Origin of the sequence: Tautonia plasticadhaerens (assembly GCF_007752535.1) — a bacterium.
Classification (GTDB): domain Bacteria; phylum Planctomycetota; class Planctomycetia; order Isosphaerales; family Isosphaeraceae; genus Tautonia; species Tautonia plasticadhaerens.
Map to the genome: position 1 here is coordinate 3,608,063 of NZ_CP036426.1, position 13,576 is coordinate 3,621,638.

Here is a 13,576-nt window from a genome sequence, read left to right on the forward strand (position 1 = left end):
GGGACTCCTCAGCAGGAGGATCAGGGGATGGTGGGAACGTCGATCGGGGCCCTGGCCGACGACCGAGGGGCAGGGGGGGCCGACGACCGGCCGACCACGGCGACCAGGGTCGAGGCATATCCGGCCGCGTCCTGGCCGCCGAGGACCATGGCGACCTGGTCGCAGGCCAGCTCCCGCTCCAGCCGGATCCGGGCCGAGACGACCAGCGCCGCCGGCAGCATCGGGAAGAGGACCCGGGCAAGGGTCGGGATCCAGTCCCAGAGCAGGTCCCGGCGCCGGAGGTGGGCCAGCTCGTGCAGCAGGACCGAGCGCAAGGCCCCGGGGTCGAGCAGCTCGGGCAGCCCGTCGGGCATCACCAGCGTCGGCCGGGCGAGGCCGCAGACGAAGGGGGAATCGATGCCGTCGACGACCAGGACCCGGGGCGGTCGACGCAGCCCGACCCGATCGGAGAGGCGCGCCGCCAGGGCGACCAGGCCCGGGTCGTCGGCAAGGCGCGCCCGGCCCAGCAGGAGGTCCAGCCGACGGCGCTGCCGGACGATCCTCGAACCCTGGAAGGCGACCGCGAGGCCCCAGCCGAGCATCAGCCAGGTCCGCCAGCCGACCTCCCCGAGCCTCGGCCATCCTCTCGCCGAATCGATCGGGGCCTGGTCGCCCTCCTCGACCGAGATCGGGAACGGGGCCGGGCCCGTCGTCGGCCCCTCGAACGAACGGCCGGGCCGATCGATCGCCCCCCGAGCAGGTCCCGGGCCGTCGTCCCCGGCGGCCGTCGCCGGCAGGGAGACCGAGACGCTCCAGATCGGCATCAGCAGCAGCTTGACGGCCGCCACCTGCCAGAGCCAGTAGCGCAGGCCCGGCGACGACCGCCGCAAGGCCCGGGAGACGAGCGTGAAGGCCCCGACCAGCAGCGTCGACTGCCAGAGGACCGCCCAGGCCAGCCCCGCCCAGGACCCGGCCAGGCGGTCGAGGGCCTCGATGCCCGGGACGTCGGCCGGGATCATGGCCCGTCCTCCGGCTTCGGGGCCTCGCCGATCTTGCGGGCGATCTGGCGGAGGGCCTCCAGGTCCTCGGGGGAGAGCCCGGCGCCGTCGGACTCGGCCAGGTAGGCCGCCAACGGGGCCGCCGAGCCCCCCAGCATCCGGTCGACGAACCGACGGACCAGCGCCGGGAGCACCCGACGCTCCTCCATCGCCGCCCGGTACCGGATCGGCCCCCGTCCCTCGCCTGCTTCCCGGACCAGCAGCCCCTTCTCCTCCAGCCGCTGGATCGTCTTCAGGACCGTCGTCCGGGCCACCGGACGATCCTCCCGCACCAGGTCCGTGACCCGGCGCTCCGAGCACGGCTGCTCCCTCCAGACCAGCCGCAAGACCACCACCTCCAGCTCCCCCAGCGACGGGATCGGCTCGGCCATCCCTCAGTCCTCCCCCGTTTTACGGCGGCTGTCGTCAATACGCAAATTTTTACGACGGCTGTCGTCAACGTCAAGGGCAAGGCGGGCGGATTTCGGGGCGGGCGGGGGGCGATCGGGATCATCGGGGGCGGAGGTGGTAGGATGGGACCCCGACCGTCGGCCGTCCCCCGACGGGAGGACCCCCGGCCAGGAATGCGTGCCATGCCCCGTGCCTTGCTCGTGATCGACGTGCAGAACGAGTATTTCACCGGAGCCCTGCCGATCACCCACCCGGCCGGGCACCTCGACCGGATCCTCGGGGTGATGGACGCCTCGACGGGCAAGGTCCCCACGGTCGTCGTCCGGCACCACGTCCCCGGCCCCGACGCGCCCTTCTTCAAGCGGGGCAGCGAGGGCTGGGAGCTGCACCCCGAGGTCGCCGGGCGGCCCCGGGACCTCCTGGTCGAGAAGACCCTGCCGGGCAGCTTCACGGACACGCCGCTGGAGGCCTGGCTCCGGGAGCGCGGGATCGACACCGTCACCATCGCCGGCTACATGACACACATGTGCTGCGACACCACCGCGAGGCAGGCCGTCCACCGGGGCTTCACCGTCGAGTTCCTCAGCGACGCCACCGGCACCCTGCCGCTCTCGAATTCCGCCGGCGAGGTGACCGCCGAGGAGCTCCACCGCTCGATCCTCTGCGCCCAGCAGATGCTGCTGAGCGAGGTCCTGCCGTCGGAGAAATGGCTCGAGCGGCTCTGACGACGATGGCCGGATCCGAGGCGGGACCGATGCGTCTGGCAGGCCCGGTCGGCGCCCATCCGGGGAATCCCGGCCCCACACGAGGAGGACCTGCGAATGACGCGGAAATCGACGCTCGTCGGCACCCTGCTGCTGCTCGTCTCGGGTCTGCCCGCCCCGGTGACGGCGCAGCAGCCGATCACCCTGGATGACGTCGAGGAAGGCCTGCCGATCATCAGCGCCGACGAACCCGGAATCGGCCGGTTCTCGGCGGAACAGGCCGCGACGTACCTCGATCGCTCGGCCTTGAACTGGCAGAAGACCAAGACGTGCGCCACCTGCCACTCGAACCTGTTCTACCTGGCCGCCCGCCCGGCGCTGGCCGAGGTCCAGCCGGACTCGGGAGAGGTCCGACGCTTCTACGAGGATTACCCCCGGGTCCGCTGGCAGTCGAGGACGCCGACGGAGGCCCAGGGCTTCTGGCCGGTCGTCGTCGGGGCCGGATTGACGCTCAACGACGCGCAGTCGTCGGGCACGCTGAGCGACGAGGCCCGCCAGGTGCTCGACCTCATGTGGACCGTCCAGCGCGAGGACGGCGGCTGGAACTGGCCCCATTGCGACTACGCGCCGCTGGAGATCGACGACCATTACGGCGTCACGGTCGCCGCGCTCGCCGTCGGCGTCGCCCCCGGCGGCTACGCCGAGACGCCCCGGGCCCGCTCGGGCCTCGAGAAGGTGCGCACGTACTTCGAGGCCAATCCGCCCAAGTCGCTGCATCATCGCGCCATGCTCGCCTGGTGTTCGGTGCGGGTCGACGGGATCACCACGCCGGAGCGGCGCGAGCAGACGCTGGCCGAGCTGCTGGCCCGGCAACTGGACGACGGCGGCTGGTCCACGGCGGGCTTGCTCACCGACTGGAAGGGGCTCGAGGTCGAGGACGATCGGCCGCTGGACACCGCGACCAGCGACGGCTACGCGACCGGCTTCGTGATCGTGGTCGCCCGGGAGCTGGGCGTCCCGGCGGACGACCCGAGGCTGGCCCGGGGCATCTCCTGGGTGATGGCCAATCAGCGGGAGAGCGGCAAGTGGTTCACCCGCTCCCCGGTCCGGGACTGCGGCAACCGCATCTCCAACGCGGGCAGCGCCTTCGACATCCTCGCCTTGCAGGCCTGCGGCGAGCTGCCCGGCGGGCCCTTCGGCAGCACCAAGAAACGGGACGGTGAATGATGAACCCGCAATCAAGCTTGAATCGACGCCAGTTCGTGGGCACCCTCGCCGCCGCGGCGGCGGCCGGCCGCCTGGCGAACGCCGGCGTCCTCGCCGTCCCCGACGCCGGCCCCGAGATCCGGGAGACGGAACATTTCTGGTATCGAGGCGCCCCGGAGGGCCCCTACCTCGACTCCCAGCGCGACCACAAGGCGTTCGGATTCGACGACGCCAGGATCTACCTGTCCGAGGACAACGGTCGGACCTGGGCCCACGACGCGGCCTTCCCGGACGCCGCCAACATCACGTTCAGCTGCCTGCTCGAGAACGGGAACATCCTCTTCGCCACGCGAGAGCGGCTGTTCCTGAGCACCGACGACCTCGAGACGCATCGCGAGCTCGTCGTCAAGGATCGGGACGGGGGCGACTACCGGCCGCATGCCGCCCGGGATCCCGACCAGCCCGGCTGGTACTTCCACCCGCTCGACGGCGTCCACACCTGGGAGATCGACGGCCGGGAGATGCTCGTCTGGGGCAACTACTGCAACGTACTCGGCGGGCCGGTGCCCGTGAACATCTACTACTCCACGGACGGCGGGGAGACGGTCAAGCTCGCCTACTCGTTCGGCAGGAACCCGCACTTCCAGGAGGAGGGGACCTCGCCCGAGTCGTTCCTCGGCAATCCGGACAATCCCGTCATCTGCCGACATGTGCACGGGGTGACCTACAACCCGGCCGATCGGGCGTTCTACGCCTGCACGGGGGACATCGACCGGGGGCACGGGAACGAATGCCACTGGCTGCGAGGGGTCTATGACGCCCCTGCCGACCGATGGGACTGGACGGTGCTGGTCTCGGTGGACGCCAATTCCCGGTACAAGTCGGGCGGCATCAACTTCGTCGACGGGCAGCTCTACTGGGCGGCCGACGCCAACGGGCCGAAGCGGCCCGACGAGGCGTATGACCGGGGGATCTTCCGGTGCGACCCGGCCGACCTGGCCGACCCGTCGAAGCATACCCGGCTCTTCGACGCGGAGTTCGAGATGGGGAACATGATCATCCAGGACGGCGTGATCCTGGCCGGGCACTGCGCGCCGGCGTCGACCTTCAAGACGGGCATCGCCTTCTCCCCCGATCTCGGACGGACCTGGGTCGAGTACGACCTGGCCGAGTTCGGCCCCCGGTCTCCCGCCCGCTTCCAGCCGAAGAACAGCGACGGCTGGTTCCGGATGGACCTGCGGAAGGGGTGGATCGAGCGGGCAGAGGTCCTGTTCATCAAGCCGAAACCGGGGAAGGCGAGCTGAGCGAGCCCGGATGATGGCGGCCTCCTTCGCCCGGCGGGCCGTCGAGTGCCCGCCCGGGACGACCGCCGGCCGCCTCGGGATGGGGGGGATCGATCGCCCGGATGGGCCTGGTTCGGCCTATCCGAGACGGGACCGGGTCATGGTATGATCCGTCCTTCCCGCCAGGGCGGGGGGCCATCCCACGCGACGGACTCAATGGGAACGGGGCGGTCTGGCGCGATCCATGAGCCGTGGGGGGGATGGTGTCGGCCGCTCATGCTGAAGCCACCCGGGGAATCCAGCCTTGCCGAACTCGATCCTCGACGAGATCGTCGCCACCAAGTGCCGGGAGGTGGCCGAGGCGAAGAAGCGGATGCCGATCGAGGAGCTGGAGGCCCGGGCGGCCGAGGCCCCGCCGGTGCGGGACTTCCGGGCGGCGCTGGGGGGGCCGGGGCCGATCCGGCTGATCGCCGAGGTGAAGAAGGCCAGCCCCTCGGCCGGCGTCATCCGGGCCGACTTCGACCCGGTCGCCGTCGCCCGGGCCTACCAGGCCCACGGGGCCGACTGCCTCAGCGTCCTCACCGACGTGCCGTACTTCCAGGGGCACCTGTCCTACCTCGCCCGGGTCCGGGCGTCGGTGGCGATCCCGATCCTCCGCAAGGACTTCCTGATCGACGAATACCAGGTCGTCGAGGCCCGGATGGCCGGGGCCGACGCCGTGCTGTTGATCGCCGAGATCCTGGACGACGACCGGCTCTCGGCGCTGCTGGCCCGGGCCCGGTCGCTGGGGATGTCGGCCCTGGTCGAGCTGTACGAGGAGGCGAACCTCGACCGGGTGCTGGCCGTCGGGGCGGACCTGGTCGGGATCAACAACCGGGACCTCTCCCGGATGGTGACCGACCTGGAGCACACCTTCCGCCTCCGCCCCAGGGTACCCGAGGGGGTATTGCTCGTCAGCGAGAGCGGCATCCGGGGCCGCCCCGACGTGGAGCGGCTGGAGGCGGCCGGGGTGGACGCGATCCTGGTCGGAGAATCGCTGATGCGATCCCCCGACCTCGGCCGGGCGGTCGAGGAGCTGCTCGGGCTGCCCCCGGGCAAGGCCGCCGGGCCGTGAGGGCGGCCCGGGATTGGCCCGGCCCGGGGCATCACTCCCGCTTCATTTTCTGAACGTCCTGGCAGTCAATCCCTTGCACCTCGGCTGCCCCTGGCGGTAAGACAGAGTAACCGATCAGTGTATGATCGGCATTATTAAGTAACGCGCCCTCCAGGAGATAGGATGAAGATGTCAGCCGCCCACCCCTCGATCCTCGCCCTCGCCCTCGGCCTCTCCCTCGCCGGGCTGGCGACCCCGGCCGCCGCCGAGACCGTCATCGACTTCGACGACGTCGACATCCCCGGCGACACCGAGCTGACCACCTTCTCGCCATACCAGGAAGACGGCTACACCCTGACCGCGACGAACCCACCGACCGGGTTCTCGTCGGGCCTGGTCTTCTACGGGGAGAATTCGATCTTCTATGCCGGGTCGCAGGCGGCGAGCACCTTCGCGCCGGACAACGCCCCGTTCAACATCCTGGAGCTGACCAACGACGCCGGCACGCCGTTTGCCCTGGAATCGATCGACCTGGCGAGGAACTTCGCGTTCGACCCGGCCCCGACGGTGACCTTCACCGGGGTCAAGGTGGGGGGTGCGGAGGTGATGCAGAGCTTCACCGTGACGACCCCCGTGGGGGTGGCGGAGTTCCAGACCTTCGCGTTCTCGTCGGACTTCTCGGATCTGGTGGCATTGCGTTGGGGCCAGCCGATCCTCTCGCAGGGCCTGCACCAGTTTGATAACATCCGAATCCAGGCGATCCCCGAGCCCGGGACCGCCGGGCTCCTGGCGGTCGGGGCGCTGGCGATCGGTGCGGCCCGGCTCGTCCGGAGGCGCCCCGGGCTCCCCGCCTGATCCCGATCCCGGCCCGACGAGCGGCGGCGGGGCCCCGGCCCCGGGGCGAGGATCGTCACCCCTCCCCGGCGATGGCCCGGTGAGGAGTCCGAGGCGGCCCGCCCCGCCCGCCCTGCGTTGCCCGGGTGCCTTCGAGCCGGGCATCGCCTTTGATAAGTGACGCGGGGCAACCTCGACGATGCCGGGAGCTAGGCATGATCCGGTTGGATTGCCCCTGCGGGAAGACCTACGTCGTCCAGGACGAGTACGCCGGCAAGCGGACCAAGTGCCCGGCCTGCCAGGCCGCGCTGGTGGTCCCGACGGCGCCGGCGGCGGGCGCCGACGCCGGCGCCGGGGGCAAGCCGTCGCCGCCGCCCTGGTGGTTCGACGACGCCCGGCAGGACCCCTCCCGACCGGCCGGGGCCACCCCGCCGACCCCGGCCGGGGCGGCGAATCCGGCCCCGGCGCCCGCCCCCGCGCCCGCGTCGGGGTCGGGGACGAAACCGAAGTCAAAGTCGAAGTCTCGAGTGCCGGTGGCGCTGGGGGGGATCGGGCTGCTGGCCGTCGGCCTGGCGGCCTGCTGGGCCGCCGGGCTCTTCCCGGGCTCGACGGAGGACGGGGGGCCGCCTCCCCCGGTGACCGGGATCTCCTCCACCCCGGCCCCCGGGGGAGGCGGCACGGCCGGGGCCTCCCCCAGGTCCCCGACGATCGGGGCCCCGCCGCCGGCGCCGTCCCCGTCCCCCGGGGGGCTAGACCGCGGGCCGGCCGTCGCGGCGGCGGGGGGGCAGGTCGAGGGATCGGTTGAGGCCAGGCTTCAGCTGCTCGTCCCGGCCTATTTCTACCCCGCCGGGCCGGGGCTGGTGGAATGGGAGCGCCTCTTCGAGGCCGCCTCCCGGGTGCCGATCGTCGCGGTCGCCAACCCCGCCAGCGGCGTCGGCGAGCGGCCCGACCCCGAATACGTCGCCATCATCGACCGGGCGGCCCGGAGCGGCGTCACGGTGGTCGGCTACGTCTTCACCAAATACGGCCAGAGGCCGGCGGCCGAGGTCCGGGAGGAGGTCGACCGCTGGGTCGACTTCTACCCGGGGATCCGGGGCATTTTCCTCGACGCCCAGGCGAACCAGGCGGCCTTCGTCGACCACTACGCCGCCCTGGCCTCCCACGTCCGTGGGGCGATCGACGACGCCCTGGTCGTCACCAACCCGGGCACCACCTGCGACGAGGGCTACGCCGACCCCCGGGTCAGCGACGTGATCGTCATCTACGAGGGGGTCTCCGGCTTCGACCGCTTCCAGCTCCCCGGCTGGGCCGACCGGGCCTCGGGCGTCCGGTTCGCCGCCCTGCCGCACCAGGTCGACGCCCCGGAGCGGATGCGGGACTACCTGCACCTCGCCGACCGGAGGGGCATCGACCTGGTGTATGTTTGCGGGAGCGGCTTCGACCGCCTGCCCGAATTCTGGGAGGATCAGGTCGAGTCCGTGCTTCGGATCAACCGGGGGGAGGCCCCGTGAGGCCCACCCGGCCCGCCCCCCCGCCGGCGGCGGGGGGGCGAAGGGGCGGGAACGCGGCCCGGGTCGACGCATCGGAGGCGGCCCCATGACCAATCCCCGGGACTCCCGGTTCTGGCGCGACGCCTTGAACTCCGGCCTGATCGACGAGAAGGCCCTGCTCGCCTGCTGGGAGGCGATCCCCCCCGGGCGCCGGACCCCCGAGGCGATCGACCAGCGGCTGGCGCGCCGGGCGGTCGAGAACGGCCGGCTCACCCGTTGGCAGGCGGCCCAGCTGCTCTCCGGCCGCCCGATCGGCTTCTTCATCGGCCGATATGCCCTGCTCGACCTGCTGGGGCAGGGGGGCATGGGCCGCGTCTACCTCGCCCGGGACCGCCGGCTCGGCCGGAAGGTCGCCCTGAAGCTGCTCTCCTCCCGGGCCCGGCAGAACCCGACCGCCGTCGCCCGGTTCCGCCGCGAGGCGGTCGTCGGCGCCGGGCTGCAGCACGACAACCTCGTGCGGCTCTACGACGACGGCGAGTTCCGGGGCATCCCCTTCCTCGTCATGGAGTACATCGAGGGGGCCCCGCTCGGCCGGCTGCTCTCGGAGTTCGGGCCGATGCCGCCGAGCACGGCGAGCCGGCTGGCCCGCCAGGTCGCCCTGGGCCTGGGCCACCTGCACCTCAAGGGCCTGGTCCACCGGGACGTCAACCCCTGGAACATCCTGGTCACCCCCGACGGGGTCGCCAAGCTCGCCGACCTCGGCCTGGCCGTCGACTCCGGCGACCACGTCGCGCTCACCGTCGACGGCACCACCGTCGGCACCTTCGACTACATGGCCCCCGAGCAGGCCCGGCATTCCCGCAAGATCGACTCCCGGAGCGACATCTACTCCCTGGGCTGCACCCTCTACCAGATGGTCACCGGCACGGTCCCCTTCGACCGGCCGACCCTGCCGGAGAAGCTGCTGGCCCACCTGTCGGAGGAGCCCCCGCCCCCCCGGTCCCTCGCCCCGGACCTGCCGATCGGCCTGGAGGCGGTGATCCTGAGGATGATCCGCAAGGATCCCGAGGACCGCTACCCCACCCCCTCGGCCGTCGTCGAGGCGCTGGACCCCTTCGTCGGCGGCATCCCCGGGCCGTATCCCCACCCGGAATTCGCCTCCACCGCCTCGGCCTCCTTCGAGTCGATCGCCCCGGCCCCGGCCCCCGGCTCCTCGGCTTCTGTCTCGTCCTCGGCCTCGGCCTCGGCCTCGTCCTCGTCCTCGTCCTCGTCCTCGTCCTCGTTCTCGGCCGAGGACCGCGCTACCGAGGAGGTCTTCGACCTGATCGCGATGCTCGAGGCGCGACGCCCCGCCGGCGGCCTGTTCGACCGGGCCGCCCGTCGGGTGCGGGAGGTCGGGGCGCTGGCCTCGCTGCTGGTGGCGATCGGCGCGCTGGCCTCGATCCTCCTCGTCCTGCTCCTGGTCCTCGGGCCCCCCGGCCCCGGGGATCGGCCCGAGACCGCCGACGCCGACCCGACGCCCCCCGCCGACCCGGGCACCCTGACGATCCGGGTCGTCCTCCCCGACGGCTCCTCGGTCGGGGCCGACGACCTGGACGAGGCCCTGGGGCTGGCCTCCGGGGGCGGGGGGCGGATCGAGTTAGGGGGCTCGGGCCCGGCCCGGCTGGTGCGATCCGGGTCGTTGGAGATCGCCCGGGGGGCCGTGACGATCGCCGCCGCCCCGGGGGCCCGGCCCGAACTGGTCCCGGTCGTCGCCGGCTCCCGGCCCTTCATCCGGGTCCGCCCCCGGGCCCGGCTCCGCCTGGAGGGGCTGTCGATCCGGGTCGAGGCGCCCGGGGGGTTCGCCTCGCCCGCCCCGCTCATCGATTCCAGCGGCCTGCTGGAGCTGAGCCGTTGCGCCTTCCGCGTCTCCGGCCCGGCCCCCGGGGCCCGGGCGGTCGTCACGGACGGCCCGGGCCTGGCCGCCTCGGGGTGCTGGTTCGAGGGATTCTCCCCCGCGCTCGACCTCTCCGCCTTCGCCGGCTTCGAGGCCGAGCTGGAGCACTGCATGCTCATCGGGGCCCGGTCGGGCGACCCCGAGACCTCCGCCGCGATCCGGGTCGACCTGGCCCCCGACCCCTCGGACGACGGGGCCCGGGTGCTCCGGATCCGGGACTGCACGGTCCGGGCCCCCTGCCTGCTGAGGGCCGACGACTTCTCCGACTCCTCCCCCCTGACCGTCTCGATCGAGCGGACCCGGGTCCAGAGTCGGGGGCTGCTCTCCTGGCGGTCCGACTCGGACCCGACCGCCGAGACCCTCTCCTGGTCCGGCCGGGACAACCGCTACGAGACCCCCGGCCCGTCCCTGGTCCACCGGCCCTCCCCGCCCCCCGGCGCCCCCCGCCCCCGGATCGGCTGGGAGGAGTGGATCCGGACCTGGGCCGAGCCCGGCAGCTCGATCCGGCCCTCCCCCCTCCCGGACGCCCCTCCCGGACGACCGGGCCGGCCCCCGATCCCCGACGACTTCCCCCGGGTCGTCGACGACGGCGGCGACCCCCTCGGGGCCGACCCCGACCGGGTCGGCCCCGAGGGGGGTTCCCCCTCCCGGGCGGCCTCGGAATGACGCCTCGCCGCCGAGCGTTGCGGCCGACGGCCGGGTCTCGGTCTCGGTCCCGTCGGCCTGCCGACGCCCGGGCGGGGCCCATCCCGGATCGCCCGAGGCCGGGAGCGTCCGGCGCCCCGGGATGGGGGGCGAACCCCGGCACCCGGTCGCGCCCCCGATACGGGCCCCGGATCGAACCGATCCGGGGTCAGAGCTTCGCCTTCAGGGCCGAGACGGCGGCCTGGAGGGTCCGGGCCGCCTCTCGCTGCTGCTCGACGGGGGCCCGGGAGGCGGCGAGCCGCTCCAATGCGTTGATCTTCTCCCGGACGAGGTCGGCGTCGGCGGCCAAGGGGGTCTCGGCGGCCTCCTTCATAAAGACGGCCAGGGCCATGCCGATGCGGTCGCTGTCGGTGCCGAGGTCGCCCGAGGTGCGGTAGGCCTCGTCGAGGACCGTGGCGCAGAGGTCGCCGACGGCGTTCTCCATCATGGCGAACGACCCGAGCATCGTCCTCGGGTCGTCCTCGGCTCGAGGGCCGCCGCAGCCGGCGACCGCCGAGACGCAGGCCAGCGCCAGGGCCGGCGCGAAGGGCGGCAAACAGATCCGGGTCATGGGAACCTCCGAGGCGGAAGGATCGAGTCGGCGCGACGGGTGCGACCCGGGAGGCGCATCCCGGCCCGGCCCGGCCCCGGGGCGGGGGCCGGGATGCGCCCGGGCCGCCCGGGTCAATACTGGTCGGCCGAGATGACCTCGCCGCCGGCCCGTGTGCCCAGGGCCCGCCAGACGGTCACGTCGACCGAATTCTTGAGGAACCGGACCGAGCCGTCCCCCAGCATCAGGTTCACGCCGCCGGGGTGGTCGCTGCGGGCGGTCATCACGGCCGACTCGTTGGGGCTGTCGATGAAGCTCTGGCCGCTGTTGCAGTCGATGACGTTGGAGTTGGGCGGCAGCAGGTGGTTGTACATCGTGTGGTGGACGTGCCCGTAGACCGACGCCCCGTAGCCGGCGCCGTGGTCGCTCAGGTGGTTGGTCACGGACTGGCCGTTCTGGACGCACTCGCTGAGCATCGCGTCGGTCGTCAGGCTCGGGTCCCGCATCGCCGGGCCCCGCCGGGAGTCCCCGAGGGAGAGCGTGGCGCTATCGAGGTCGCCGAGCATCCGCTCGCTGAAGGCGGCGGTGTTGGACAGGCCGTCCCTCACCGAGGCGGCCGAGGTGACCCCCTCGTCCCGGAACATCCCGCCCCGGCCCCCGCCCATCTCGGCCTTGCAGTTGGCGCTCCAGGGATTCTGGGTCGCCCCGCTGTCGGCCCAGGCGCTGCTCTGGCAGATGGTCGGCCCCATGTTGTAGCGGTAGTTGTTCAGCGGCAGGCCGGGGTCGTTGGCCTCCGACGGGCAGATGAAGACCTGGATCCGGGTGGAGACCACCGTCAGGTTCGCCTGGCAGTCCGGCGGGCTGCTCGGCGGCGACTGCCTTACACGGGACATGCCGAAGTTGAAGGCGTTGAAGACGTTGGTCCCCTCCATGTAGGGGGCCAGGTGCATGTGCACCGCGATCCCGCCCTGCCAGCACTCCCCCGGCCCGCCCGAGAAGTTCCCCAGGTACGGGCTCATCCGGCCCGGCGGGAAGCTGTTGGTGGCCGCGTGGTAGTTGTGCAGGCCGATGCCGATCTGCTTCAGGTTGTTCGTGCACTGCGCCCGCCTCGCCGCCTCCCGGGCGCTCTGCACCGCGGGCAGGAGGAGCGCGATGAGCACGCCGATGATGGCGATGACCACCAGCAACTCGATCAACGTGAACCCGGACGTACGACGCTTCATGACCACCCTCCCGCTCGATCTGTCGAGCAGCGTTGGAGGTGCGAACCACGACTGGGACGGACTCCCCGAGCGACGGCCGGCGCCGAGGGCGGGCGATCGTCCCCGACGCCCGGGCGTACCCCCCGGCGTCCCTCGGGCCGCCGGCCGGCCGCCCGGGATCGGATCGCTCGCCATTTCCAGGGGAAATTGCGCACCCCGGACGCCGGATCCTCGCGGGGCATCGGGCCCCGCAACGACCTCGAACATGCCGGGATGTTGACCTCGGAGAGGATCCCCGATTCGGCCCGCCGGATCGTCGGCGCATCCTTGACAAAATAAGCGGCCGCGATTCTATCTAGGAAGGCGTCGTACAGGCAAGCAGAGTCCAGATCTTTTTCGGATCGGGGCATCCCTCGATCCCAACCCGTTCGAGGGGGCCAGGATGGAGACGGAGACGGATACGGTGAGGATGAGGGGGCGTCCCGGCGTCGGTGCGTCGCTGCTGCCCCTGCTGCTCTGGGCCGCGTCGGGCCCCGGCTGCTCCGGGCCCTCCCCGGATCCGGGGGCCGGAACGGCCGGGCAGGGGGGGGCGCTGCCGCCGCTGCCCCCCGCCTCGGCCGGCCTGATCAGGCCGACTCGGTCGGCCGGGGAACTCCGCGCCGAGGCCGAGTCGCTCGCCGACCGGGGGGACCTCCCCGGGGCGATCTCGGCCCTGGAGGACGCCCTGATGGTCGACGCCAGGGACCGCGACGTCCTCCGCCTGATCGTCGACTACGCGAGGCGGCAATCCCGGGCCGTCCGCGACGACGACCCCGCGCAGGCCTACCGCCTGATGGTCTCCGCCGGCGAGTACCTCCGGACGCTCCGGCAGCACTACCCCGAGCCGACCGACGAGGAGCGCGCCCTGGCCCTCGACGTCCTCTACGACGAGGCCGCCGCCCACGCCCGGTCTACCCGCATGGAGGAGGCCACCGGCGCCCTCCGGGAGCTCGTCGCCGCCGGCTTCCGCGACTTCGACCGCATCCGCGGCGACCCCGACTGGGACCCCCTCCGGGCCGTCCCCCAGTTCCCCCCCCTCTTCGACGAGATCACCGCCCCCCACGCCGCCCCGGAGTGACCGCCCGACCCCCCGAGGGCATCGGCCGGGGATGCCCCGGGCCGTCAAAC

Annotated in this window: 12 protein-coding genes; 8 read left to right on the forward strand and 4 right to left on the reverse strand. The window is 72.7% G+C overall.

Features of this window, described 5'->3' with window-relative positions:
- Positions 1 to 20: 20 nt before the first annotated feature.
- Positions 21 to 998, reverse strand: a complete 978-nt coding sequence (locus ElP_RS14375) for a M56 family metallopeptidase (RefSeq protein WP_145270372.1) — start codon at positions 996 to 998, stop codon at positions 21 to 23.
- On the reverse strand, positions 995 to 1,408 hold the full coding sequence (locus tag ElP_RS14380; protein ID WP_145270375.1) for a BlaI/MecI/CopY family transcriptional regulator: 414 nt from the start codon (positions 1,406 to 1,408) through the stop codon (positions 995 to 997). The genes ElP_RS14375 and ElP_RS14380 overlap by 4 nt, the downstream gene beginning before the upstream one ends.
- A 201-nt stretch (positions 1,409 to 1,609) precedes the next feature.
- Between ElP_RS14380 and ElP_RS14385 the strand changes: the two genes are divergently transcribed.
- From ElP_RS14385 to ElP_RS38080, 7 genes are all read left to right on the forward strand, one after another.
- Positions 1,610 to 2,152, forward strand: a complete 543-nt coding sequence (locus ElP_RS14385) for a cysteine hydrolase family protein (protein WP_145270377.1) — start codon at positions 1,610 to 1,612, stop codon at positions 2,150 to 2,152.
- A 96-nt stretch (positions 2,153 to 2,248) separates the two neighbouring features.
- The gene (locus tag ElP_RS14390) at positions 2,249 to 3,358 is read left to right on the forward strand and encodes a prenyltransferase/squalene oxidase repeat-containing protein (RefSeq protein WP_145270379.1); all 1,110 of its coding nucleotides are present in this window, start codon (positions 2,249 to 2,251) and stop codon (positions 3,356 to 3,358) included.
- Entirely contained in the window at positions 3,355 to 4,641 is a 1,287-nt protein-coding gene (locus ElP_RS14395; protein WP_197446985.1) for a sialidase family protein, read from the forward strand. The genes ElP_RS14390 and ElP_RS14395 overlap by 4 nt, the downstream gene beginning before the upstream one ends.
- Before the next feature lie 283 nt (positions 4,642 to 4,924).
- Positions 4,925 to 5,734, forward strand: a complete 810-nt coding sequence (trpC, locus tag ElP_RS14400) for an indole-3-glycerol phosphate synthase TrpC (RefSeq protein WP_145270381.1) — start codon at positions 4,925 to 4,927, stop codon at positions 5,732 to 5,734.
- Between the two features lie 162 nt (positions 5,735 to 5,896).
- A complete protein-coding gene (locus ElP_RS14405) occupies positions 5,897 to 6,568 on the forward strand; it encodes a PEP-CTERM sorting domain-containing protein (RefSeq protein ID WP_145270382.1) in 672 nt (223 codons plus the stop codon).
- A 194-nt stretch (positions 6,569 to 6,762) separates the two neighbouring features.
- Positions 6,763 to 8,058: a spherulation-specific family 4 protein gene (locus tag ElP_RS14410; protein WP_145270384.1), complete on the forward strand. Its 1,296-nt coding sequence runs from the start codon at positions 6,763 to 6,765 to the stop codon at positions 8,056 to 8,058.
- 85 nt (positions 8,059 to 8,143) lie between these two features.
- On the forward strand, positions 8,144 to 10,639 hold the full coding sequence (locus ElP_RS38080) for a serine/threonine-protein kinase (protein ID WP_197446986.1): 2,496 nt from the start codon (positions 8,144 to 8,146) through the stop codon (positions 10,637 to 10,639).
- Between the two features lie 187 nt (positions 10,640 to 10,826).
- Here ElP_RS38080 and ElP_RS14420 read toward each other — a convergent pair whose 3' ends face one another.
- Positions 10,827 to 11,228 (reverse strand): hypothetical protein, encoded by a 402-nt coding sequence (locus tag ElP_RS14420; RefSeq protein WP_145270386.1) that lies wholly within the window; start codon positions 11,226 to 11,228, stop codon positions 10,827 to 10,829.
- A gap of 113 nt (positions 11,229 to 11,341) precedes the next feature.
- Complete coding sequence (locus ElP_RS14425) at positions 11,342 to 12,430, reverse strand: DUF1559 domain-containing protein (protein ID WP_197447107.1); 1,089 nt, start codon at positions 12,428 to 12,430, stop codon at positions 11,342 to 11,344.
- 421 nt (positions 12,431 to 12,851) lie between these two features.
- Between ElP_RS14425 and ElP_RS38085 the strand changes: the two genes are divergently transcribed.
- The gene (locus ElP_RS38085) at positions 12,852 to 13,526 is read left to right on the forward strand and encodes a hypothetical protein (RefSeq protein WP_197446987.1); all 675 of its coding nucleotides are present in this window, start codon (positions 12,852 to 12,854) and stop codon (positions 13,524 to 13,526) included.
- The last annotated feature ends 50 nt before the right edge of the window (positions 13,527 to 13,576 follow it).

Bases quoted from the DNA above. Each gene is read 5' to 3' on its own strand.
- ElP_RS14375 (WP_145270372.1), bottom strand. From the start codon at position 998: ATGATCCCGGCCGACGTCCCGGGCATCGAGGCCCTCGACCGCCTGGCC.
- ElP_RS14380 (WP_145270375.1), bottom strand. From the start codon at position 1,408: ATGGCCGAGCCGATCCCGTCGCTGGGGGAGCTGGAGGTGGTGGTCTTG.
- ElP_RS14385 (WP_145270377.1), top strand. From the start codon at position 1,610: ATGCCCCGTGCCTTGCTCGTGATCGACGTGCAGAACGAGTATTTCACC.
- ElP_RS14390 (WP_145270379.1), top strand. From the start codon at position 2,249: ATGACGCGGAAATCGACGCTCGTCGGCACCCTGCTGCTGCTCGTCTCG.
- ElP_RS14395 (WP_197446985.1), top strand. From the start codon at position 3,355: ATGATGAACCCGCAATCAAGCTTGAATCGACGCCAGTTCGTGGGCACC.
- ElP_RS14405 (WP_145270382.1), top strand. From the start codon at position 5,897: ATGAAGATGTCAGCCGCCCACCCCTCGATCCTCGCCCTCGCCCTCGGC.
- ElP_RS14410 (WP_145270384.1), top strand. From the start codon at position 6,763: ATGATCCGGTTGGATTGCCCCTGCGGGAAGACCTACGTCGTCCAGGAC.
- ElP_RS38080 (WP_197446986.1), top strand. From the start codon at position 8,144: ATGACCAATCCCCGGGACTCCCGGTTCTGGCGCGACGCCTTGAACTCC.
- ElP_RS14420 (WP_145270386.1), bottom strand. From the start codon at position 11,228: ATGACCCGGATCTGTTTGCCGCCCTTCGCGCCGGCCCTGGCGCTGGCC.
- ElP_RS14425 (WP_197447107.1), bottom strand. From the start codon at position 12,430: ATGAAGCGTCGTACGTCCGGGTTCACGTTGATCGAGTTGCTGGTGGTC.
- ElP_RS38085 (WP_197446987.1), top strand. From the start codon at position 12,852: ATGGAGACGGAGACGGATACGGTGAGGATGAGGGGGCGTCCCGGCGTC.